General features: G+C 72.3%; 20 protein-coding genes. 12 read left to right on the top strand and 8 right to left on the bottom strand.

What is annotated here, in order from left to right:
- Positions 1 to 56: 56 nt before the first annotated feature.
- Both J8N05_RS40320 and J8N05_RS40315 read right to left on the bottom strand, forming a co-directional pair.
- Entirely contained in the window at positions 57 to 908 is an 852-nt protein-coding gene (locus J8N05_RS40320) for a siderophore-interacting protein (RefSeq protein WP_210892030.1), read from the bottom strand.
- 124 nt (positions 909 to 1,032) lie between these two features.
- Positions 1,033 to 1,980 carry a 5'-3' exonuclease gene (locus J8N05_RS40315; protein WP_247707006.1) on the bottom strand — a complete coding sequence of 316 codons (948 nt, stop codon included), beginning with the start codon at positions 1,978 to 1,980 and terminating at the stop codon, positions 1,033 to 1,035.
- 304 nt (positions 1,981 to 2,284) lie between these two features.
- Between J8N05_RS40315 and J8N05_RS40310 the strand changes: the two genes are divergently transcribed.
- From J8N05_RS40310 to J8N05_RS40295, 4 genes are all read left to right on the top strand, one after another.
- A complete protein-coding gene (locus tag J8N05_RS40310; protein WP_210892029.1) occupies positions 2,285 to 3,373 on the top strand; it encodes a quaternary amine ABC transporter ATP-binding protein in 1,089 nt (362 codons plus the stop codon).
- A complete protein-coding gene (locus J8N05_RS40305; protein WP_210892026.1) occupies positions 3,366 to 5,978 on the top strand; it encodes an ABC transporter permease/substrate binding protein in 2,613 nt (870 codons plus the stop codon). Before J8N05_RS40310 ends, J8N05_RS40305 begins: the two co-directional genes overlap by 8 nt.
- A gap of 195 nt (positions 5,979 to 6,173) precedes the next feature.
- Positions 6,174 to 6,737 (top strand): helix-turn-helix domain-containing protein, encoded by a 564-nt coding sequence (locus tag J8N05_RS40300; protein ID WP_107019833.1) that lies wholly within the window; start codon positions 6,174 to 6,176, stop codon positions 6,735 to 6,737.
- A gap of 49 nt (positions 6,738 to 6,786) precedes the next feature.
- On the top strand, positions 6,787 to 7,488 hold the full coding sequence (locus J8N05_RS40295) for a helical backbone metal receptor (RefSeq protein WP_247706884.1): 702 nt from the start codon (positions 6,787 to 6,789) through the stop codon (positions 7,486 to 7,488).
- Here the strand turns inward: J8N05_RS40295 and J8N05_RS40290 are convergent.
- On the bottom strand, positions 7,415 to 8,605 hold the full coding sequence (locus J8N05_RS40290) for a TDT family transporter (RefSeq protein WP_210892023.1): 1,191 nt from the start codon (positions 8,603 to 8,605) through the stop codon (positions 7,415 to 7,417). The two genes, J8N05_RS40295 and J8N05_RS40290, sit on opposite strands and share 74 nt — an antisense overlap.
- Positions 8,606 to 8,675: 70 nt before the next feature.
- On the opposite strand from J8N05_RS40290, the gene J8N05_RS40285 reads away from it, so the two are divergent.
- Positions 8,676 to 9,623 carry a LysR family transcriptional regulator gene (locus tag J8N05_RS40285; protein WP_210892021.1) on the top strand — a complete coding sequence of 316 codons (948 nt, stop codon included), beginning with the start codon at positions 8,676 to 8,678 and terminating at the stop codon, positions 9,621 to 9,623.
- 573 nt (positions 9,624 to 10,196) lie between these two features.
- Here J8N05_RS40285 and J8N05_RS40280 read toward each other — a convergent pair.
- The gene (locus J8N05_RS40280; protein WP_247706883.1) at positions 10,197 to 10,916 is read right to left on the bottom strand and encodes a gamma-glutamyl-gamma-aminobutyrate hydrolase family protein; all 720 of its coding nucleotides are present in this window, start codon (positions 10,914 to 10,916) and stop codon (positions 10,197 to 10,199) included.
- A 66-nt stretch (positions 10,917 to 10,982) separates the two neighbouring features.
- On the bottom strand, positions 10,983 to 11,735 hold the full coding sequence (locus J8N05_RS40275) for a FadR/GntR family transcriptional regulator (RefSeq protein WP_210892019.1): 753 nt from the start codon (positions 11,733 to 11,735) through the stop codon (positions 10,983 to 10,985).
- Between the two features lie 129 nt (positions 11,736 to 11,864).
- Between J8N05_RS40275 and J8N05_RS40270 the strand changes: the two genes are divergently transcribed.
- The 4 genes from J8N05_RS40270 to J8N05_RS40255 all read left to right on the top strand — a co-directional run bounded on the left by J8N05_RS40270 (position 11,865) and on the right by J8N05_RS40255 (position 16,492).
- Positions 11,865 to 13,229, top strand: a complete 1,365-nt coding sequence (locus J8N05_RS40270) for a glutamine synthetase family protein (protein WP_210892017.1) — start codon at positions 11,865 to 11,867, stop codon at positions 13,227 to 13,229.
- Between the two features lie 11 nt (positions 13,230 to 13,240).
- Positions 13,241 to 14,638 (top strand): aldehyde dehydrogenase family protein, encoded by a 1,398-nt coding sequence (locus J8N05_RS40265; protein ID WP_210892015.1) that lies wholly within the window; start codon positions 13,241 to 13,243, stop codon positions 14,636 to 14,638.
- Entirely contained in the window at positions 14,635 to 15,435 is an 801-nt protein-coding gene (locus tag J8N05_RS40260) for a 3-oxoacyl-ACP reductase (RefSeq protein WP_210892014.1), read from the top strand. The genes J8N05_RS40265 and J8N05_RS40260 overlap by 4 nt, the downstream gene beginning before the upstream one ends.
- A 79-nt stretch (positions 15,436 to 15,514) precedes the next feature.
- Entirely contained in the window at positions 15,515 to 16,492 is a 978-nt protein-coding gene (locus J8N05_RS40255; protein ID WP_407700005.1) for a DUF2510 domain-containing protein, read from the top strand.
- 36 nt (positions 16,493 to 16,528) lie between these two features.
- Here the strand turns inward: J8N05_RS40255 and J8N05_RS40250 are convergent, their stop codons facing one another.
- Both J8N05_RS40250 and J8N05_RS40245 read right to left on the bottom strand, forming a co-directional pair.
- Positions 16,529 to 17,731 carry an amino acid deaminase/aldolase gene (locus J8N05_RS40250; RefSeq protein WP_210892012.1) on the bottom strand — a complete coding sequence of 401 codons (1,203 nt, stop codon included), beginning with the start codon at positions 17,729 to 17,731 and terminating at the stop codon, positions 16,529 to 16,531.
- A gap of 1,166 nt (positions 17,732 to 18,897) precedes the next feature.
- Complete coding sequence (locus J8N05_RS40245) at positions 18,898 to 19,077, bottom strand: hypothetical protein (protein ID WP_210892010.1); 180 nt, start codon at positions 19,075 to 19,077, stop codon at positions 18,898 to 18,900.
- Here J8N05_RS40245 and J8N05_RS40240 point away from each other — a divergent pair.
- Both J8N05_RS40240 and mycP read left to right on the top strand, forming a co-directional pair.
- Complete coding sequence (locus J8N05_RS40240) at positions 19,052 to 19,981, top strand: hypothetical protein (RefSeq protein ID WP_247706882.1); 930 nt, start codon at positions 19,052 to 19,054, stop codon at positions 19,979 to 19,981. The two genes, J8N05_RS40245 and J8N05_RS40240, sit on opposite strands and share 26 nt — an antisense overlap.
- Positions 19,978 to 21,162: a type VII secretion-associated serine protease mycosin gene (gene mycP, locus J8N05_RS40235; protein WP_210892008.1), complete on the top strand. Its 1,185-nt coding sequence runs from the start codon at positions 19,978 to 19,980 to the stop codon at positions 21,160 to 21,162. Before J8N05_RS40240 ends, mycP begins: the two co-directional genes overlap by 4 nt.
- Before the next feature lie 23 nt (positions 21,163 to 21,185).
- Here mycP and J8N05_RS40230 read toward each other — a convergent pair whose 3' ends face one another.
- Positions 21,186 to 22,154 carry a serine hydrolase gene (locus J8N05_RS40230; protein ID WP_210892006.1) on the bottom strand — a complete coding sequence of 323 codons (969 nt, stop codon included), beginning with the start codon at positions 22,152 to 22,154 and terminating at the stop codon, positions 21,186 to 21,188.
- A gap of 191 nt (positions 22,155 to 22,345) precedes the next feature.
- Between J8N05_RS40230 and J8N05_RS40225 the strand changes: the two genes are divergently transcribed.
- Positions 22,346 to 23,077 (top strand): SseB family protein, encoded by a 732-nt coding sequence (locus tag J8N05_RS40225; RefSeq protein ID WP_210892004.1) that lies wholly within the window; start codon positions 22,346 to 22,348, stop codon positions 23,075 to 23,077.
- Positions 23,078 to 23,097 lie beyond the last annotated feature (20 nt).

The raw sequence follows: 23,097 nt of genomic DNA, 5'->3' as shown, positions 1-23,097 counted from the left end.
ACGCGTTCCGTCGCGAGAGAGAGGGGGGGCGAAAGCAGGAGCAGGAGGGAGACCTCTCAGGCAGAGGCGACGGGAGGCGCACCCTCCTGCTCGGCCTCGACCTGCGCGTTCCAGTCCCGCTTCGCGGCCTGCCACCCGTCCTCGTTGTGCCCCAGCCGCCAGTACCCGGAGATGGAGATGTCCTCACGGGGAATCTCCCGCTCGACGCGCAGCAGCCGCCGCAGCTCCTTCACGAAGCCCGCCTCGCCGTGCACGAACGCGTGCACCCGGCCCGCCGGGAACTCCAGGGCCCGGACGGCCGCCACCAGGGCCTCGCCGACCGGCCGGTCACCGCGGTGCAGCCAGACGACCTCCACGGCGGAGTCGAACTTCTGCTCCTCCTCCGGCCCCGAGACCTCCACGAAGGCATGCACCCGCGCTCCGTTGGGCATTCCCTCCAGCGAGGCGGCGATGGCGGGCAGCGCGCTCTCGTCACCGGCCAGCAGATGCCAGTCGGCCTCCGTGTCGGGCGCGTACGCCCCGCCCGGTCCGAGGAACCGGATGAGCTCGCCCGCCCGGACATGGGCGGCCCAGGGCCCGGCGAGTCCCTCGTCGCCGTGGATCACGAAGTCGAGGGTCAGCTCGCGCTGCTCGGGGTCCCAGGCGCGCACGGTGTACGTACGTGTGACGGGCCACTGCTCACGGGGGAACTCCTCGCGGATCCGCGCCATGTCGAAGGGCTCCGGATACGTCACGCCCTCGGCGCCGAACAGCAGCTTCACGTAATGGTCGGTGCTGGTGCCCGCGGTGAAGTCGGCGAGCCCTTCGCCACCGAGGACCACGCGCTGCATGTGCGGTGTCAGCCGCTCCGTACGGACGACTCGCGCGGAGTGCGGCCTGGGAGCCTTGCGTGCCGGACGCTCTGCCATAACGGCCTCCTGGATAAGTTCGCTAAGGCTTACCTAAGTTAGCACCTCTCCCCGGGCCACACCCCGTGACACGCTTCAGATGCACGGGAACCCGTGACGCGACCCCACCCGTCCAGTGTCCCTCTCACGACCCCAGAGTCGACAGCAACCGCGTCAGTGAGCCGCCGAGACCCCAGCGAGCCGCCAGTGCGTCCAGGGCCGCCGGATCGCGGGGGGAGCGGGGCACCGCCGTGTCCACCTCGGGCAGGGGCACGTCACCGGCCACCTTGACGACCTTCGGCGCGACCGACACGTACGGCCGCGACTCGTCCAGGCGCTTGCGCTGCGACGGGGTGAGCTTGGCCTTCGGGTCGTCCACCGCCGCCATGATCCCGGCCAGGTCCCCGAACTCGGCCAGCAGTTTGGCCGCCGTCTTCTCGCCGATGCCCGGCACGCCCGGCAGCCCGTCGCTGGGGTCGCCGCGCAGCAGCGCGAGATCCGCGTACCCCGGACCGTCGACGCCGTACTTCTCGCGCAGCCAGGCCTCGTCCGTGAGCTGCAGGGAGCCGACGCCCTTGAGCGGGTACAGCACGCGCACCCCCCGCTCGTCGTCCACCAGCTGGTACAGGTCGCGGTCGCCGGTGACGATGTCGACCGGGCCCGTGGCGCGGCCGGTGAACGTGCCGATGACGTCGTCCGCCTCGTACCCCTCGACGCCCACGCGCGCGATGCCCAGCGCGTCCAGGATCTCCTCGATGACCGGTACCTGCGGCGAGAGGGTGTCGGGCACCTCCTCCTCGTCCGGGCCCGTCTCGGTCTCCTGGGCCACGCGGTGCGCCTTGTAGGAGGGGATCAGGTCGACCCGCCACTGCGGGCGCCAGTCCGCGTCCATGCAGGCCACCAGGTCGTCCGGCCGGTGGTCCTTCACCAGCCGGTCGATGAACTCAAGAAGTCCCCGCACGGCGTTCACAGGAGTGCCGTCCGGGGCCTTCACGGATTCCGGCACCCCGAAGTAGGCGCGAAAGTACAGGGAAGCGGTGTCGAGGAGCATGGTTCGCCGGGGCTGCTGAGTCTGCTGCGTCACGCCCCGCATCATGCCGTACGCCACTGACAGTCACCCTGCGGCGCGGACGGTGGCCGAAGGGTCCATTGCGGGCCCGTTTCGGGAAGAGGACGGAAGCGGGTTCCGCAACCTTCCCGAAGTAAACACCGTGTGAACTGGAACACGGTCGGGTTTGGGCCATCCGAGTCAGGGCAGGCGCCGATCCGGAGCGAACCCGGTCGCATTTTCAACAACACTGAACATGCGCGGACCGGATGAGCGGGCGGAACCCGCGTCGCTCCACGGCCCGCCGGCGGGGGAGGCGGGCCGTCTTCGTTCGACCGGAGAGGTACTTGTGTCATCCAGGCTGCAGGCGGAACAGCTCTACAAAGTGTTCGGCAGACGACCCGGCGAGGCCGTCGAGCGACTGCGAGGGGGAGCCGACCGCGAGGAACTGCGCGCCGACGGCATCACGGCCGCGGTGATCGACGCCTCCTTCACGGTGGAACCCGGCGAGATCTTCGTCGTGATGGGACTCTCGGGATCCGGCAAGTCCACGCTGCTGCGCATGCTCAACGGGCTCCTGGAGCCGACCGAGGGACGCGTGGTCTTCGACGGTCAGGACCTGACCGCGCTGAACGACCGTGAGATGCGCGAGGTCCGCTCCCGCAAGGTGAGCATGGTCTTCCAGCACTTCGCGCTCTTCCCGCACCGCAGCGTCCTGGAGAACGCCGCGTACGGACTTGAGGTGCAGGGGGTGCCGCGCGCCGAACGCCACGAGCGCGCCAACAAGGCCCTGATCCTGGCGGGCCTCGCCGGCTGGGAGAAGTCCTGGCCCGACGAGCTGTCCGGCGGTATGCAGCAGCGTGTGGGCCTCGCCCGCGCGCTCGCCACCGACGCCGACCTGCTGCTGATGGACGAGTCGTTCAGCGCGCTCGACCCGCTGATCCGCCGCGACATGCAGGACCAGCTGATCGAACTACAGAAGAAACTCAAGAAAACCATCGTGTTCATCACCCACGACCTCAACGAGGCCATGCGCCTGGGCGACCGCATCGCCGTGATGCGGGACGGCCGGATCGTACAGATAGGCACCGCCGAGGACATCCTCGTGCGCCCCGCCAACGACTACGTGGCCTCCTTCACCCAGGACGTCGACCGCTCCCGGGTCCTCACCGCGGCCTCCGTCATGGACACGGAGCTGCGCGGCGACGAGGCGGACTGCGGCTGCGAGACCGCCCGGCCCGACTCGTCGTTCGGCGAGCTGTGCGCGATCAGCGCGCGGCTGACGCACCCCGTCGCCGTCGTCGACAAGAAGGGGAAGCTGGTCGGCGTCGTGCCACGGCGGCGGCTCGTCGGCTTCCTCGGTGACGAACAGGGGGAACCCGCGCCCTGCGACTCTCCCGGCGGCAAGACCCTCGGGGCGGTGAAGACCGATGCCTAGAGTCCCCTTCGGCGACTGGGTCAACGACGCGGTCGACTGGCTGCTGAACCACATGGCGTGGCTCTTCGACTTCTTCAAGACCGTCTTCCTCGGCGCCTACGACGGCATCAACGCCGTCCTCCAGGCCCCCGAACCGCTCCTCCTCGCGGGCATCTTCGCGGTCATCGCGTTCTGGCTGCGCGGCACCTCGGCAGGTCTGCTCACCTTCGTGGGATTCGCGTTCATCGACTCCCTCGAACTGTGGGAGAACGCGATGGTGACCCTGTCGCTCGTCCTGGTGGCGACGATCATCGCGCTCGTCATCTCCGTGCCCGTCGGCATCTGGGCGGCCCGCTCGGACCGGGTCAGCGCCATCGTGCGGCCCGTGCTCGACTTCATGCAGACGCTGCCGGCGATGATCTACCTGATCCCGGCGATCCTGTTCTTCGGCACCGGCGCCCCCGCGGGCATCGTGGCCACCCTGATCTTCGCGCTGGCACCCGGCGTCCGGATGACCGAACTGGGCATCCGGCAGGTCGACAAGGAACTGGTCGAGGCCGCCGACGCGTTCGGCACCACCCCCGGCAACGTCTTGCTGCGCGTCCAGCTGCCGCTGGCCCTGCCCACCGTCATGGCGGGCGTCAACCAGGTCATCATGCTGGGTCTGTCCATGGCCGCCATCGCGGGGATGGTCGGCACCGGCGGCCTCGGCGGTGACGTGAACGAGGCGATCGGCCAGCTGAACGTCGGCCTCGGCTCCGAGGCGGGCGTCGCCATCGTCATCCTCGCCATCTACCTGGACCGGATGACCAGCGCGCTGGGCACCCAGGTCTCGCCGCTCGGCCGCCGCGCCGCCGCCAAGCTGCGCGCCGCGCAGGGCCTGAAGATCTGGACCTACCGCCCGCAGCCCACCGTGGCCGTGATCGGTGTGGTCGTGCTGGCGCTCGTCGCGGGCGGCATGGGCATGTTCGGCTCCGACGACACCCAGACGGCCGCGTCCGACTCGAAGAACGTCGGCCAGGGCAAGAAGATCACCATCGGTTACATCCCCTGGGACGAGGGCGTCGCCTCCACCTTCCTGTGGAAGGAGATCCTGGAGCAGCGCGGCTACAAGGTCGACGTCAAGCAGTTCGACGCGGGCCCCCTCTACACCTCCCTCGCGCAGGGCGACATCGACTTCCAGACCGACTCCTGGCTGCCCGTCACCCACGCGGAGTACTGGAAGAAGTACGGCAAGCAGCTCGACGACATGGGCTCCTGGTTCGGCCCGACGTCCCTGGAGCTGAGCGTGCCCGCCTACATGGACGACGTCGAGACCCTGGAGGACCTCAAGGGCAAGGCCGGCGAGTTCGACGGCAAGATCACCGGCATCGAGTCCAGCGCCGGAATGATGGGCCTGCTCAAGACGAAGGTCCTCAAGGAGTACGGGCTCGACAAGGAGTACAAGGTCGTCGACAGCTCGACGCCCGCGATGCTGGCCGAGCTGAAGCGCGCGTACGCCAAGAAGGAGCCGTTCGTCGGCACGCTCTGGTCGCCGCACTGGGCGTACAGCGAGTACAAGCTGAAGAAGCTCAAGGACACCAAGAACGCCTGGGGCAAGGGCGACGGTGTGCACACGCTGTCCCGCAAGGGGTTCGCGAAGGACGACCCGATCGTCGGCAAGTGGCTCAAGAACTTCAAGATGACCGAGGACCAGCTCACCAGCCTTGAGGCGGAGATCAACAAGGCCGGCAAGGGCGCCCAGCAGGACGCCGTGCGCACCTGGCTGAAGAGCAACTCCAAGGTCGTCGACGAGCTGGCGCCGGTCGCGAGCTCCTCCTCAAGCACCCCCGCCGAGGCGAAGAAGGCCATCGACGTCGCCTGGTTCCCGTGGGACGAGGACGTCGCCGTCACGTACCTGTGGAAGAACGTCCTGGCCCGGCGCGGCTACACGCTGAACCTGAAGCAGATGGACGTCGGCCCGGTCTACACGGGCCTGGCCTCCGGCGACATCGACCTCAACTTCGACGCCTGGCTCCCGTACGCGCAGTCGAACTACTGGAACAAGCACAAGGACAACCTGAAGGACCTCGGCACCTGGTACGAGCCGACGTCCCTGGAGATCGCGGTGCCCTCCTACGTCAAGGACGTCAAGTCCCTGGAGGACCTCAAGGGCAAGGCCGACACGTTCGACGGCAGGATCATCGGGATCGAGCCGGGCACCGGCGAGATGAACCTCCTGAAGAAGGACGTGCTTCCGGGCTACGGGCTCGACAAGGAGTACAAGGTCGTCGACGGCTCCACGCCCGCGATGCTGGCCGAGCTGAAGCGCGCGTACGCCAAGAAGGAGCCCGTCGCCGTCACCCTGTGGTCGCCGCACTGGGCCTACAGCGAGTACAAGCTGACGAAGCTGTCGGACGAGAAGAAGCTGTTCGGTGAGGGCAACACGATCCGGACCATCTCCAACAAGAAGTTCCCCGACGAGTATCCGCAGCTCACCAAGTGGATCAAGAACTTCAAGATGACCGAGGACGAACTCGGCAGCCTGGAGGCCGAGATCAAGGACCGCGGCCAGGGACATGAGGAGGACGCCGTGGCCGCGTGGCTCAAGGAGCACCCGGACATGGTGGAACGCATGACTCCGTAGTAACGGACGAGCACGACGAAGAGGGGCGGACGGTACCGTACGGTGCCGACCGCCCCTCGCCGCATATACACGACCGATGAGGCAATGTTTACGGGGATGTGACGGCCGCATGAAACGGTTTGGCGAACACCCGTAGGGTGCAGACAACACATCAGGAACCCGCGCACCGACGACGCACAGGGGGGAGCCGAAGCGATGGACGAGAACAAGGAATCCCTTCGAGTGGGCGCGGCCGTCAGGCGGCGGCGCCGGGCGCTGGAGCTGACCCTCGCCGTCGTCGCCGAGCGCAGTGGCCTGTCGGTGCCGTTCCTCAGCCAGGTCGAGAACGAGCGGGCCCGGCCCAGTACGCGCTCCCTGGAACGCGTGGCCGACGCCCTCGGCACGACCCGCGTGGAACTGCTGGCGGCAGCCGACCCGGCGCGCAGTGTCGACGTGGTGCGCGCCGACGACTCCGAGTTCACCCATGAGCCCCGTGTGCGCCCCCTGGTGCGCGGTCACCACCAGTTGCACGCCATGGAGTTCTCCGGCGACCAGGACGCCGGCCGCGAGTTCCAGCACCGCAACGACGAGTTGATGTACGTGGCCGAAGGCGTCGTCGAGGTCGAGGCGGAGGGCCGCGCCTACCGCCTCGGCAAGGGCGACACCCTGTATCTGACCGGCGGGGTGCGCCATCGCTGGCGGGCCACCGAGGAGGACACCCGCGTCCTGGTCGTCGCGGTCGCGGACCACATCGAGGCGGTCGACGATCTCAGCCGTTGAGCAGCACGCCGGCCCGGCCGCGACAGCGCGGCCGAGGGTGGTGTCACTGGTGCCCTCCCTCACCGAGGCGGTCGCCGTGTCCGCCCCGGGCACCCTCGTCGGCGCGACCGACTGGTGCAGCCACCCCGCCGGGCTCGACGTCGTACGCGTCGGCGGCACCAAGAACCCGGACGTCGAGCGGATCGTCGCGCTCGCCCCGGACCTGGTGATCGCCAACGAGGAGGAGAACCGCGAGCCCGACCTGACGGCGCTGCGGCAGGCGGGCATCGAGGTCCTCGTCACCGAGGTACGGGATCTGCCGGGGGCCTTCCGTGAACTGGAGCGGGTGACAGCGGCGTGCGGTGTACGCGGGCGACCGCGCTGGCTGGACGAGGCCGAGGCGGCGTGGCTCGACCCGCCCTGTCCGCCGGTCCGGCTGCGCGCGGCCGTGCCGATCTGGCGGCGCCCCTGGATGGTCGTCGGCCGGGACACCTTCGCCGGGGACCTGCTGGCGCGCCTAGGCGTCGACAACGCGTACGCCGACCACGCCGAGCGCTATCCGCGTGTCCCCGCCGACGCACTGCGCGCCGCCCGTCTCGACCTGATCGTGTTGCCCGACGAGCCGTACCGCTTCACCCGGGACGACGGCCCCGAGGAGTTCCCCGGGGTGCCCTGCGCGCTCGTCGACGGACGCCATCTCACGTGGTACGGGCCGTCGTTGGCGCAGGCCCCGGGAGCGCTGGCCGGGGCGCTGCGAGCAGCCGTCCGCTGAACAGGCCCCGGGCGGTGTGCGCGGCGGCCACGGCCCAGGCGGCGAGCAGCAGGGTGTACAGGGCGACCGCGAGGCCGTCGTAGACCGCGAGCCCCGTGTGCCGTCCGAGCCCTTCGGCGCCGGTGACGCAGGTGCCCACCGGGAAGGTGAACGCCCACCAGGTCATCGTGAAGCGCATGCCCCTGCGGTGGGCCCGCACCACCAGCGCGCCGGCCAGCGCGAGCCAGAACAGCGCGAAGCCCGTCACCGGCACTCCGTAGAGCACCGCCAGGACGACGAGACCCTGGTCGTACGGGGCCGGTACGACCCCGGGCGCGGCGACGGCGAACTTGTCCACGGCCGTCGTGGACTGCCCCAGCGGACCCAGGACCAGGAACAGGGCCGGGGTGAGGGCGAGCGGCGGCGGGCCGCCCGTGAGGAGCCGGGCGAAGATCATCGGGAGCGTCACCAGCGTGGCCAGCAGACTCAGGCCGAACATCGCGAAGCAGGCGAGCAGCAGCGTCGCGCGGGGCGCGCCCGGCGGCAGATGCGGGACGAGCAGCGGGCCGAGGGCCGCGGACACCATCGGGGCGACGAGGGGGAGCAGCCAGACGGGGCCGACCTGCGAGACGTCCGGCCGGTGACGCGTGATCATCAGATACGGGACGGCCACGGCGGCGGTCAGGCCGGTCAGGGTGCCGGCGGTGAACAGGACGGTGTCCAGGGCGACCGCCGCCGGGGTGCCGATCCAGTCCCGGCCCACGACGAGGGCGCCGCCGCCGACGGCGAGCAGGGCCATCGACAGGCACCCGTAGAACGGTGCCACCGCCGGGTCCATGAGGTGGGCCCTCGCCCGGTCCCCGTGCCGGACCCAGTGCACGGCCCGTGCGACGAGCAGGCCGGTGAGCAGGACCAGGGAGAGCGCCCAGAACGCCGTGCAGACGGTACGCAGGCCGGGGGCGCCGAACGGGAGTCCGGCGCCCGCCGTGGCCACGATCGCGGTGCCCATGACGGGGGCGTACCAGTTGGGTCCGAGGTGACGGACGGTGAAGGCGGCGGGGGCGGGGCGGGGCCGGGTGGGGCCGAGGTGATCGGTGTGCCCTCTGTGGGTGGGAAGGCGGGGGACGGCGGTGACCATGCGTCCACGGTGCCGCCCGGACGGGGCGGTCACCAGGGAGTTCCGGCCTATGGGGGCATAAGGTGGGTTTATGAGTCGGAGTGACGGGACGGACGACCGGCCGGTCCGTGCGGTGGCGGGGACGGGCGGCGGGCTGTCGCACCGGGTGCCCGAGCTGGGCGCGCTGGAGCTGCTGCTCGCCGTGGCGCGGCTCGGGAGCCTCGGCCGGGCGGCGCGGGAACTCGGGATCACCCAGCCCGCCGCCAGCAGCCGGATCCGTTCCATGGAACGGCAGTTGGGGGTCGCGCTGGTGGAGCGGTCGCCCAGGGGGTCACGGCTCACCGACGCGGGGGCGCTGGTCACGGACTGGGCCCGGCGGGTGGTGGAGGCGGCGGAGGCGTTCGACGCGGGGGCGCAGGCGCTGCGGGACCGGCGGGACTCGCGGCTGAGGGTGGCCGCGAGCATGACGATCGCGGAGTACCTGTTGCCGGGCTGGCTCATCGCGTTGCGGGGGCAGCGGCCGGACACGGCGGTGTCGCTGCTCGCCGGGAACTCGACGGTGGTGGCCGAGCGGGTGCTCTCGGGTGAGGCGGACCTCGGGTTCGTGGAGGGGGTGTCCGTGGCGGGCGGGCTCGACTCGGTGGTGATCGCGCACGACCGGCTGATCGTGGTCACCGCGCCCGGGCACGCGTGGGCGCGGCGGCGGCGGGCGCTCGACGTGGGGGAGTTGGCGGCTACGCCGCTGATCCTGCGGGAGGAGGGGTCGGGGACGCGGCAGGTGCTGGACGCGGCGCTCGGCGGGCCGGCCCGCCCGCTGATCGAGCTGTCGTCGACGACGGCGGTGAAGGCGTCCGCGGCGTCGGGGGCGGGGCCGGCGGTCCTGAGCGAACTGGCCCTCGGCGAGGAGCTGTCCGCGCGGCGGCTGGTGGAGATTCCGGTGGACGGGGTCCGACTGAGCCGGGCCCTCCGGGCGGTGTGGCCGACGGGGCATCGGCCGGCGGGGCCTGCGCGGGATCTTTTGGCGTTGACGCGGTCGTAGGGGGCGGGGGGTGTTCCCTCCGGGCCTGGGGGCCCTCGGACCGGGTCGTCGGCTGCGGACCCGCTGCGGCTGGTCGCGCCGTTCCCCGCGCCCCTGGGAGGGGGTGGCTTCGGCCGGGTCGTCGTCTGCGGGTCCGCTGTGGCTGGTCGCGCCGTTCCTCGCGCCCCTGAGTGGGGGTGGCTTCGGGCGGGTTGTGTTCTGCGGGTCCGCTGTGGCTGGTTGCGCCGTTCCCCGCGCCCCTGGGGGGTGGGTCCTCTGGTGGGGTGTTGGAGGTTGAGGGTGGTTCGTAGGGGTGTTTCCGTGACATGACGTGTCCGGCCTTGCCTCGCCCCGTCAGGGGCTCGGGGAACTGCGCGAGCAACCGTCGTCGACCCGCACCCGACAACCCACCGCAGCTCCCCCGGCCCCCATCGGCGTCCAGCCGACAACTCGCCGCAGCCCCCACCCCCTAGGGGCGCGGGGAACTGCGCGACCAGCCACAGCGGACCCGCAGACACAAACCGCCCGGTGGGCCCCCGGGCGCGCGCCCCACCCGCCCGCAGTCGACACTCAAGCCGGCCCCCGGGCCCAGGGTCAGGGCGCCGAAGGGGTCGACCTGTGTACCAAGCCCTTCATCACCCGCAGGTCCACCCCCATCTCCGGGTGCCATTGGACTCCCAGGGTCCATCCGGGGCCAGGTAGTTCCACCGCCTCCACCGTGCCGTCCTCCGCGAACGCGCTCGCCACGAGCCCCGTCCCCATCCGCCCCACCGCCTGGTGGTGATACGTCGGCACGGACGACGCCTCAGCGCCGAGCAGGGCCGCGCAGAGCGACCCCGGCACCGGCTTCACCACGTGCCGTCCGAACACCCCCACCGCCTCGACATGCCCGTCGATGTGCTGCACGAGCGTCCCGCCGAGCGCGACGTTCAGCAGCTGCATCCCCCGGCAGATGCCGAGCAACGGCGTCCCGGACGCCAGCGCCGCCTCGATCAGCGCGAGCTCCCAGCCGTCACGCGCCCGCGCCTCGGGCCCGCAGCGCGGGTCGCGCTCGGCCCCGTACCGGGACGGGTCCACATCGGGGCCGCCCGCGATCACCAGCCCGTCGAGCCGGGCCACGACCCCCGCGGCGTACGCAGGATCATCGGGCGGCAGCATCGCGGCCAGCCCGCCCGCCGCCTGGACCAGCCGCGGATAGCCGGCCGGCAACAGTGCCGCCTCCAGCTCCCACACCCCCCACCGCGCCGTCTCCAGATACGTACTGACCCCGATCAGCGGCCGGTCGGCCGTCCCCGCGCTCCCCACATCCACCACTCCCGCCGAGAGTCGTCCAAAGACTGCGAACTCATACCTTTGCCAATGAACCGGCCGAGTGCCCGGTTACGTCAGGAAGCCGCGCAGCAGCGCAGCCGTACCCGCGCAGTGCTCACGCATCGCCCCGCGCGCCCCGTCCGCGTCCCCGGCCAGCACCGCCTCGACCAGCGCCGCGTGCTGCCGCTGCGAATGCTCCAGGTTGCGTACCAGCAGGGGGATGCAGTCGAGGAGGTCGTTCACGGTCGAGCGGACGGCCGCGTACTGGGCGGTGAGGGTCGGCGAACCGGACAGCTCCGCGAGGGTGAGGTGGAGGAGGGTGTCCAGGCGCCGGTACTCCGCCAGCGGAGCGTCCTGCGTGCGGGCCAGCGCATCGCGCAGGAGCCCGGCCCGCGCCCCGGAGAGCCCGTGGGCCGCGCAGAGTTCCGCCGCGCCGACCTCCAGCACCTCACGGAAGCGCAGTACGTCCTCGATGTCGATGCCCTCGACCCCCTCGACGCGCCTGCGCAGGGCGGCCCCGCCCGTCGCCCCGGTCGCCTCGGGACGGACCCGTACGAAGGTGCCCCCGTACCGGCCGCGCCGGGACTCGACGAGCCCCTGGTCCTGCAGCACCTTCAGGACCTCCCGGAGCGTCACCCGGCTGATCCCGAGCCGCTGCGCCAACTCCCGCTCGGCGGGCAGCCGTTCACCCCCGGCGACCAGACCCAGCCGGACGACCTGGAGGATCTGCTCCAGCGCCTCCTCGAAGCCGTTGCCCGCGCGCACCGGCCGCAGCACCGGCGCCAGCCGGTCGCCGTGGCCGTGTGGATCAGAGTCCGGCATCCGGCCGCGCCCCCTTCCCAAGCAATGGTTCCCCGCAATACCTTAGGGCCATTGCCGATCATCGACGGCCAGAGATGGCAGGGGATGGCCGGGGGAAGGTTCCTGGCCGAACCGAAGGAGGCCCTTTCCGTGGCAGACCGCACACCCCCGCTTTCCGTCGAGGAGTTGCACGCCCTCGTCGCGAGCGGCGAGATCGACACGGTCGTCCTGGCCTTCCCGGACATGCAGGGCCGGCTCCAGGGCAAGCGGTTCGCCGCACGCTTCTTCCTCGACGACGTCCTGAGACACGGCACGGAGGGCTGCAACTACCTCCTCGCGGTCGACGCCGACATGAACACGGTCGACGGCTACGAGATGTCGTCCTGGGAGCGTGGTTACGGCGACTTCGCCATGCACCCGGACCTGGCCACCCTCCGCCGGGTGCCCTGGAACGAGGGCACGGCCATGCTCGTCGCCGACCTCGCCTGGAACGACGGCTCGCCCGTCGTGGCCGCGCCCCGGCAGATCCTGCGCCGCCAGCTGGAGCGGCTCGCCGAGCACGGCTTCACCGCACAGGTGGGCACCGAGCTGGAGTTCATCGTCTTCAAGGACACCTACGAGCACGCCTGGGACGCCAACTACCGGGGACTGACGCCCGCGAACCAGTACAACATCGACTATTCGGTGCTCGGTACCGGACGCATCGAACCTCTGTTGCGGCGTATCCGCAACGAGATGGCGGCGGCCGGGCTGACCGTCGAGTCCGCCAAGGGCGAGTGCAACCCCGGGCAGCACGAGATCGCGTTCAAGTACGACGAGGCCCTGGTCACCTGCGACCAGCACGCCATCTACAAGACCGGCGCCAAGGAGATCGCCTCCCAGGAGGGGGTCTCGCTCACCTTCATGGCCAAGTACAACGAGCGCGAGGGCAACTCCTGCCACATCCACCTCTCCCTCGCCGACGCCGACGGCACGAACAGGATGGCCGGTGACGGCGAGGGCGGCATGTCGCAGGTCATGCGGTACTTCCTCGCCGGGCAGCTCGCAGCGCTCCGGGACTTCTCCCTCCTGTACGCGCCCAACATCAACTCGTACAAGCGCTTCCAGCCCGGCTCGTTCGCGCCGACCGCCGTCGCCTGGGGGTACGACAACCGCACCTGCGCGCTGCGAGTCGTCGGGCACGGCCGTTCGATGCGCTTCGAGAACCGGCTCCCCGGCGGCGACGTCAATCCGCATCTGGCCGTCGCGGGACTCGTCGCGGCCGGGCTGTACGGCATCGAGCACAAGCTGGAACTGCCCGAGGCGTGCACGGGGAACGCGTACACCGCGGACTACGCGCACGTGCCCACCACCCTGCGCGAGGCCGCCGAGGTCTGGGAGAACAGCCCCGTCGCCCGGGCCGCCTTCGGTGACGAGGTGGTCGCCCACTACCGCAACATGGCGCGCGTCGAACTGGACGCCTTCGACGCCGCGGTGACCGACTGGGAGCTGCGCCGCTCCTTCGAACGCATGTGAGAGGTCCTTCGTTGTCGCACACCCCGTCCCCGCCCGGCGAACATGAACTTCTCGTCCTCGATCCGGCCACCGAGGAAGTCGTCGCCACCGTCCCGGGTGCCGGTCCCGCGGACGTCGACGCGGCCGTCGTACGGGCCGGTGCGGCGCAGGTCCGCTGGGCCGCCCTCGCGCCGGGCGAACGGGCCCGGCTGCTGCGCCGCTTCGCCGTCGCCGTCGACGAACACCTCGAAGAACTCGCCCGGCTGGAGGTCAGGGAGGCCGGGCACACCCTCGGCAACGCCCGCTGGGAGGCGGGCAACGTCCGCGATCTGCTCGACTACGCGGCCGGGGGAGTGGAACGGCTGACCGGCCGCCAGATCCCGGTGGCGGGCGGCCTCGACGTCACGATCCTCGAACCGCTGGGCGTGGTCGCCGTCATCGCGCCCTGGAACTTCCCCATGCCGATCGCCGCCTGGGGCACGGCCCCCGCGCTCGCCGCCGGGAACGCAGTCATCCTCAAGCCGGCCGAGACGACCCCGCTGACGGCCCTGCGACTGGCCGAACTCGCCCTGGAGGCAGGCCTTCCCGAGCATCTGTTCCAGGTCCTGCCGGGCGCGGGCCCCGTCACGGGCGACGCGCTGGTCGAGCACCCCGGTGTCGCGAAGATCGTCTTCACGGGGTCGACGACCGTCGGCAAACAGGTGCTGGCCAAGGGAGCGGCGCGCCTCAAGCGCGTCACCCTCGAACTCGGCGGCAAGAGCCCCAACATCGTCTTCGCCGACGCCGACATCGAGGCCGCCGCGGCGGCCACCCCGATGTCCTTCCTCGACAACTCCGGCCAGGACTGCTGCGCCCGCACCCGCATCCTCGTCCAGCGTCCGGTCTACGACCGCTTCCTCGAACTCCTCGCCCCCGCGATCGAGTCCGTCGTCGTCGGCGACCCGTCCGACGAGAAGACCGCCATGGGCCCGCTGATCTCCCGGGCCCAGCTGGACCGCGTACGGTCGTACGTCACCGACGACCTGGCCGGTATCCGGGGCACCGCTCCCGAGGGGCCCGGTTTCTGGTTCCCGCCCACCGTCCTGACCGGGGTCGAGCCCCACGCGCGCGTGGCCGTCGAGGAGGTCTTCGGGCCGGTCGCCGTGGTCCTCCCCTTCGAGGACGAGGCCGACGCGATCCGGCTCGCCAACGCCACCGAGTACGGCCTCGCGGGCTCCATCTGGACCCGGGACGTGGGCCGCGCCCTGCGCGTGTCGAGCGCCGTCCGCGCCGGGAACCTGTCCGTCAACTCCCACTCCAGCGTCCGCTACTGGACCCCCTTCGGCGGCTTCAAGCAGTCCGGCATCGGCCGCGAACTCGGCCCGGACGCCCTGACCGCCTTCACCGAGACCAAGAACGTCTTCATCAGCACGGAGGGCCCCGCACAGTGACCGTATCGACCTCATCGACCGACGCCGTCGTCTGCCGCCGTCTCGTCGGCCGTACCGCCGTCATCACGGGCGCCGGCAGCGGGATCGGCCTCGCCACCGCACGCCGGCTCGCCTCCGAGGGCGCCCATGTCGTCTGCGGCGACGTCGACGAGACCCGGGGCCGGGCCGCCGCGGACGAGATCGGCGGGATCTTCGTCAACGTCGACGTCACCGACCCCGACCAGGTCGAAGCGCTCTTCGAGACCGCGAACGACACCTACGGATCCGTCGACATCGCCTTCAACAACGCGGGCATCTCACCGCCCGACGACGACTCGATCCTGGAGACCGGCCTGGAGGCCTGGAAGCGCGTCCAGGAGGTCAACCTCACCTCCGTGTACCTGTGCTGCAAGGCCGCGATCCCCTACATGCGGCGCCAGGGCAAGGGGTCGATCATCAACACCGCGTCGTTCGTGGCCCGGATGGGCGCCGCGACCTCGCAGATCTCGTACACCGCGTCCAAGGGCGGGGTACTGGCGATGACCCGTGAGCTGGGCGTGCAGTTCGCCCGCGAGGGCATCCGGGTCAACGCCCTGTGCCCCGGTCCCGTCAACACCCCTCTTCTCCAGGAGCTGTTCGCCAAGGACCCGGAGCGGGCCGCGCGGCGCCTCGTGCACATTCCGCTCGGGCGGTTCGCGGAGGCGGACGAGATCGCCGCCGCGGTCGCCTTCCTCGCCAGCGACGACTCCTCGTTCGTCAACGCCACGGACTTCCTGGTGGACGGCGGGATCTCGGGCGCGTACGTCACACCGCTGTAGGGCCCGGTCGGGACACCGTTGCGGGGCCCGTAGGGCGGACGGTCCTGTGCCTGTGCCGGGCGGCGCCTAGAGTGCCGGGATGAGCATGACGACCCCGCCCGGCTGGTACCGGGACCCCTCCGCCCCGGACACGGAGCGCTGGTGGGACGGGACCGCCTGGACCGAGCACCGCCGCACCCCCGGGACACTGCAACAGGAACCGCACCAGCAGCAGTATCAACAGCAGCAGGCGTACCCGCAGGCGTACGGCCAGGCCCCGACGGTGCCGATGCAGGCGGCCGACGGCTCCGGACGTGCCAAGGCGGTCGCCCTCACCACCGCGGCGGCCGTCCTCGTCGCGGCCATCGTCACGGGCGCCGTCGTCCTGAGCAAGGACGACGGCGACGGCGACCCGGGTGCGGTGACCGCGTCCACGGCCTCCGTCCCGGCGAGCCCGCCGTCCCCGTCCTCGGAGTCATCGCAGTCCGCCCCGGAGCCGTCCGCCGATCCCGACCTCGTCGTGGACGAGCTGAACGGCATCACCCTGCCGCTCCTCGACGGCTGGGCCAGACCCGAGAACGTGTCCGACACCGACATCGTGATGACCACACCCGGGACGTACGACTGCCCGGGCGACGACGGCCTCTGCCGCCACGGCACGGTCTTCTCGCGCACGGTGACCGCGAACGACGAGAAGTCCACCGCGGCGCTCGCCCGCGACGACATCTCCGACGCGGCCGATCTGGCGTACGACCGCAACAAGGTCGACGAACGGCCCTTCCACGGCATCACGTCCCACCGGCTCGTCGAGCAGGGCCCGGTCGCGGTCGCGGGACGCACCGGGTACTTCGTGCGCTGGCGCGTGAAGACCGAGGCGGGGCCCGGCGGCTACGTCCAGTCGATGGCGTTCCCGTCCAGCGTCGGCTCGGAGTCGCTGGTCATGGTGCGGTACGTCTTCGACGCGGGCGCGGAGGGACCGCCGCTCGCCGACATGGACCGGATCACCAAGGGGATCCGGCCCGTCGGCGACGAGGACACGGGCGGGGGAGTGGGCAGCGACATCGGCCCCACGCGATAACGCCGGGAAGCCGTGAGGGCAGTCGGCGCCGGGGCACTACAGGAACGTGTGGCCCTCGCCGCGGTACGTCGGCACCGACGCCGTCACCCTGTCGCCCTCCACGAGGTGCAGCACGTCGAACCGCTCGCACAGCTCCCCGGCCTTCGCGTGCCGGAACCACACCTTGTCGCCGATCAGCAGATCGTCGGCGGGCGCGCCCAGCAGGGGCGTCTGCACCTCGCCCGCGCCCTCCTGGGAGTCGTACCTCAGCCCCTCGGGGAGGTACGGCACGGGCAGCCGGTCGGGGCCGGGGGCGCCCGACGCCGGGTAGCCGCCGCCGAGGACGGTCACGACCCCGACCCCCGGCCGGCGCACGACGGGCTGCGCGAAGAGCGCGGCCGGACGCCCGCTGAACGACGTGTAGTTGTCGAAGAGACGCGGCACGTACAGTCCCGACCCCGCGGCGATCTCCGTCACCGAGTCCTCGGCCGCGGTGTGCTGGACACTGCCCGTGCCGCCGCCGTTGACGAACTCCAGGTCCGGCGCGACGGCCCGGACCGCCCGTACGACGTCCGCCCGGCGCTGCGCCAGCTCCTTGCGGGCCGTCGCCTGCATCAGCCGGATCGCACGCGACCGCAAAGGGCGCCCCCGCAGGGCGTCGCCCACTCCGGCGATGTGCCCCTCGTACGCCATGATCCCGACGAGCCGGAATCCGGGCCGGCGGGCGACCGTACGCGCCATGTCGGCGACCTGGGCGGCGGAGTACAGGGGCGAGCGGCGGGCGCCGACGCGGACCCGGCCGCCGAACATCTTCAGCGAGGTGTCCAACTCCAGGCAGACGCGGACCTCTTCGCGCCCGCCGTCCCGGGCGTCGTCGATCAGTTGCAACTGCGCAGGGTCGTCGATCATGACGGTCACGGCGGCGGCGAGTTTGGGATCGGCGGTGAGTGTCGCGTACCCGGCCCGGTCGGCGGACGGGTAGGCGAGCAGTACGTCGTCGAAACCGGAGCGGGCCAGCCACAGGGACTCGTCGAGCGTGTAGGACATGAGTCCGGCGAAGCCGTCCCGGGCGAGGACGCGTTCGAGCAGTGCCCGGCAGCGCACCGACTTGCTCGCGACGCGTACGGGCTTGCCCGCCGCCCGCCGTACGAGATCGTCCGCGTTGGCGTCGAAGGCCTCCAGGTCCACGATCGCGACGGGTGCGTCAAGGTGGGCGGTGGCCCGGTCGTAGCGGGCTCGGTCTGTGGCGCGGGCTGTCATGTACGAAGCCTGCCAGACCGGATTACCGCAGGGTAGGGGGACGTTCCGGGCAGATGCCCCGGGCCTGCGGACTGGTTCCCACGGGCACGGTGTCAGCCCGTAGAGTGACGCGCACGCAAGCGGGGAACGGATCCGGAGGGGTTCCTTCGGTCAGTCTCGGTCGTCCGGGGTCGAGGAAACGGGGGGTGCATGAGCACGGAAGCGCGCCGCGCCTCCATTCCTCCGCGGCCGACGACGCCGCCGGGGACGTCTGCGACGGACGGTGGCCGAGAGCCGTCGGGCCGGCCCGCGGACCCGGCCCCGCGACCGGACTCGCCCCCGTCTCCGATCTCGCCTCCGCCCCCGTCTCCGGTCTCGGCCTCGGCTTCGACCTCGGATCGCGAGGGTGGGGAGCCCGCCGGGAGCGACTGGTTCGGGCCGCGCCGCCCGGTCGGGGCGCCACCGCGACCGCGGCCCTCCGAGGAAGCCGGGCCCCGGGACGCCTTCTCGTCCGGAACCTCGCGTTTCCCGAACCTCCGCCCCGGCGACGGCGGGCAACGCCACACCCCCGAGACGGCCCCGCCCCCGCAGGCTTCGGCCCGCTTCCCCGACGTACCGCCCGGCGGGACGGGGACCCTGTCCCGCGACGCGGAACCGCGGGTTCCGCGAGGAGGCGCCGAGTGGGCGGGCGTCACGCCGCGCCCCGGCGCCGATCCCGGGACGGACGCGGGCCGTGCCGCCGCTCCACCGCGTCCGACGACGGAACCGCGTGCCCCCATGGCAGGCACCGCGTGGTCGAGCGCCCCCGCCGCACCGCAGGCCCCGTCGGCACAGCCCCCGTCACGTCCCGCCTCGCGTCCGGCGGACCAGGCGGGTACGCGGTCGGGTCCGGGCGGAGCTCCCGGGCGGCCTCCGCGTGCCGACCAGCAGGATTTCCCGCTCCGCCCCGCGAACGAACCCGGCTCCGCCCCGGGCCCCCGACGGCCCGAGGCCCCACCGCGTCCCACGACCACCCCCCGTCCGGAAAGACCCACCCCGCCCCGCCCCACGACCGCCCCACGAGCGACCGGCGGCGAGACCGCGCAGCGACCGGCCCCCGACCGGGCCGAGTCCCGTTCGGCCGGTGGTGACGTCGGGCAGCGGGACGGGGCCGGGGTGCCGTTGCGGCCGTTCGCGCCGGGGGCCCATCAGTCCTTCGCGCGGCGGAGTACGGCGGCCGCGCAGGCTCCGTCGGAGACCACGACCCGGTTGCGGCCCGTTCCCGCCGAGCCCGTCCCCGCCGAACCCGCTCCCGTCGAGCCCGCTCCGGCGCCGCCGCGCACGGCCCCGTCCGGCAGGACGATGTCCGGGCCAGGTGAGCCGTTCATCGGTGAGTCCTTCACGGGGGAGCCCTTCGCGGGCGCCGTCCGGCACGCGCCCGCGCCGCCCGCCGAGCCGCCGCTCAGGCCGTTCGTGTCCCTCGCGGAGCCAGACACGTACGACGCCGACACCGCACGGGTGCGTCCGACGGGCCCCCGCCGGCGCAGCAGCGTGGCCGCCGCCGCGGCCTGCGTGGTGCTGGGGCTCGGGCTCATCGGCGGTGCGCTGACGGGGAGTTGGCTCACCGGGGACGGCTCGGACGGAGCCGGGGCGCCGGACGCGTTCACCGCGGCCGGAGACCTGTGGCACAGCGTGCCCGTCGACGAACTCTTCCCGCCCACGGTCAAGGGCGACGGCGCGGGCCCCGGCGGCTCCGACCGCATCTGGACCCGTATCGCCGTCGCGCCCGACAGCGGCTGCGGCGACGCCTTCGACCCGCTCCTGCAGAAGGCCCTCGCGCCCGCCGGCTGCCTGCGCCTCCTGCGGGCCACGTACACGGACGCGACCCGCAGCCACGTCACCACGGTCGGCCTGCTGTTCACGAAGGCCGACTCCGCCGCCATGGCCGTACTGCACCGCCGCTTCGAGGAGCAGAGGCTCGACAACCGGCGCGACCTCATGCCCCGTACGTACGCGGCGAAGGGCACCGTCGCCGCGGACTTCGGCGACGACCAGCGCGCGTCATGGACGCTGTCGGTCCTGACCGACGCCCCGGTCGTCACCTACGCGGTCTCCGGCTTCGCCGACGGCCGTGCCGTGGGCGAACCGCAGCCCGCCGCGGACGCGACGAAGGCGGGCGCCACCACCGTGCCCGCCCAGGCCGGCCTCGGCCACGACGCACAGGGCCTCGCCGACCGCGTCGAGCGGAGCCTGCGCAAGACCGTCGACTCGGCCACGGAGAAGCCCTCATGAGCCGTCGGGCACCCCGCGGAAGGGGCCTGCTGGTCGCCACGCTGGCCGCCGGTCTCGCCCTCCTGCCCTCCACCGCCGCCCACGCCGACGGCATCCGCGCCAAGCAGTGGGCGCTGGAGGCGATGCACACGACCGAGGCGTGGCGGACGACGAAGGGCGCGGGCATCACGGTCGCCGTCCTGGACACGGGCGTCGACGACGAACACCCGGACCTCGCGGGCAACGTCCTCGACGGCAAGGACATGGTCGGTTTCGGCGCTGGCCGCGGAGACCGCCCCTGGGCACGGCACGGCACGGCGATGGCCGGCATCATCGCGGGTCACGGACACGGTTCGGGCAACGACGACGGAGTGATGGGCATCGCCCCCGAGGCGAAGATCCTCCCCGTCCGCGTGATCCTCGAAGACGGCGACTCGGCTCGGAGCAAGGCCCGCAACACCCGTGGCAACGCCCTCGCCGAAGGCATCCGCTGGGCCGCCGACCACGGCGCCGACGTCATCAACCTCTCCCTCGGCGACGACTCCAAGTCCGCCCACCCGGAGCCCGCCGAGGACGCCGCCGTGCAGTACGCCCTGAAGAAGGGCGCCGCCGTCATCGCCTCGGCCGGGAACGGCGGCGAGAAGGGCGACCACATCTCCTACCCGGCGGCCTACCCGGGCGTGATCGCCGCGACCGCCGTCGACCGCTACGGAACCCGCGCCTCGTTCTCCACCCGCCGCTGGTACGCCACGGTCAGCGCCCCCGGCGTCGACGTGGTGATAGCCGACCCCGACCGGAAGTACTACGAGGGCTGGGGCACGAGCGCCGCCTCGGCCTTCGTCTCCGGCGCCGTCGCCCTGATCAAGGCCGCCCACCCCGGCCTCTCCCCGGCGCAGATCAAGGACCTCCTTGAGGACACGGCCCGCAACGCCCCCTCCGGCGGCCGTGACGACTCCCTGGGGTACGGCTTCGTGGACCCCGCGGCGGCCATCAAGGCGGCGGCCGGTCTGAAGCCGGAGAACCTGAGGGCGGCGGCCAACTCCGACCAGTACTTCGGCAAGGGCCCCGACACCGCCGAGGACGACGGGCCCTCGACGGCCTGGGCCGGACCCCTGGCGGGCAGCGTCGGCGGCGTCCTGCTCGTCGTGGCGACCATCCTCTGGCGAGGCAGCAGACGGCCCCGCCAGCCCGACACCCCGTAAGCCTCGGCGGCCTGCCGAAGGCCTCAGCTCCCGGCCTCCGCCAGGGCGTTCACGGCGGCCTTCGCCGCCGCCTCCACCATCGAGATCCCCCCGGCCTTCGTGGAGTTGCCGTCCGACAGGACCGCGACGAGGTACGCGCGGCCGTCCGTCTCCACCCGCCCGACGCTGTTGATGTCCCACAGCCCGGTCGCGGTCCGCGGCAGCCACCCGTTCTTCAGGGCGAACCCGGTCGGCCCCGCGGCCGACACCCCCCAGTCCTGCCCCTCGGCGATGTCACCCATCAGCCCTTGCACATAGGACCGGGAGCCCTCGTCCAGCTCCGAGTCGGCCGCGTCCCCGAACACCTGCCCCAGCAGGGTGAGTTGATCGGCGGCCGTGGTCTGCGTCAGCCCCCACAGCTCCCCGTCCCCGCCCTCGGTGCCGTCGAGGCCGAGACGCGCGTTGGCCGCCGCCAGCCCTCGCGCCCGGCCGATCGCCTTCCAGAGCGCGGTGGCGGACGCGTTGTCGCTGTCGCGGATCATCGCGGAGGCGTACGTCCTCTCCTGCGCGGTGAGCTCCCGCCCCGCGTCCTGCGCCTGCAACAGCAGCGAGGCCAGGATGTCGGCCTTCACGATGCTCGCGGTGTCGAACGCCGCGTCCCCGTACACCGCGCTCCGCCCGGACTCCGTGTCCAGCACCGCCACCGACAGCCGCGCCCCGGCCTCGACGGCTACGGAGCCCATCGCCTCGGCGAGCAGCGCGTCCCCGGACACGGGGGTGGGCTCCGCGGACGTGGGTGCCGTCACAGGCTCCACCGTCGCCTCCTTCGTGGCCGTCGTACGGGATGACGCCGAGGAGGATACGAGTTCACCGGCGTCGTGCGCCCGCGCCGTCACGTACACCGCCCCCGAGGCCGTGGCGCCGAGCAGGACGAGGGAGGCGATCGCCACGTGCCCGAGCGGCCTGGCGCGGGACGGGCGGTCACCGTGCCGGCGGGCTCTGTGAGGGAACATGCCGCGAGCCTGGGCCGTCGCACTGTGCGCCCGGTTAGACGCGTGTGAGAAGCGTGTCAGGGATCGCTGAGAAACCCCTGAGTCGTGTGAACGGCCTGTTTCCCAGGCGGGCAGGCACGGGCAGTACGGGCAAAGCGCGCGGTCGGCCCGGCGGACCAGGCGGGCGACCGCCCCCGATAGGCTCGGTGCCCGTGGCGAACAAGAACATCCCCGACCCCGGTTTCTCCGACGACGACGGCTCCGCCGATCCCCGGCTGGGCGCGGCGCTCGCGGCCTGGGCCGAGGACAGGTCCGCGCACGGCCCCGTCCTTGAGGCCCTCAAGGACGCGCGGCTCCTCGTCCCCGTGGTCGCCGTGCTCGGCGAGGTCGAGGAGGACGAGAACGGCCTGCGGCGCGAGAAGACCAGCGACATGGCCGTCCCCACCCTGAAGGCCGGCGGCCGCACCGCGCTGCCCGCCTTCACCTCCACCGAGTCACTGGCCCGCTGGGACCCGGCGGCCCGCCCCGTCGCCGTACCCCTGCACCAGGCGCTCCAGGCCGCCGCGCACGAGAAGGCCGACACGGTCGTCCTGGACCTGGCGGGACCGGTCGCGTACGAGCTGACGGGACCGGCGCTGCTGGCGCTCGCCGAGGGGCGGACGACGACGGATCCGCTCGCCGACCCCGCCGTGGTCGCCGCGGTACGCGCCGCGGTCGCCGCCGAGTCCCTGGTGCTCCGCGCCCACCTCGGCCCCGGGCGGGCCGACGGCACCCTGGCCCTCGTACTGGATCAGGCCGCCGACCCGGCCGGCACCGCCCAGGCCGTCGCCCGGCGGCTCGCGGCCGACGAGACACTGAGGGCCCGCCTGGTGCGCGGCCTCGACCTGGCACTTCTGCCGGTCGAGGCGACGCCACCGGGCGAGCCCCTGTACGTACGTCGGTAAGTACTTATTTAGTTAGTTAG

The organism is Streptomyces liliiviolaceus (assembly GCF_018070025.1).
Lineage (GTDB): Bacteria > Actinomycetota > Actinomycetes > Streptomycetales > Streptomycetaceae > Streptomyces > Streptomyces liliiviolaceus.
This window is presented reverse-complemented; position numbering and strand designations above follow the sequence as displayed.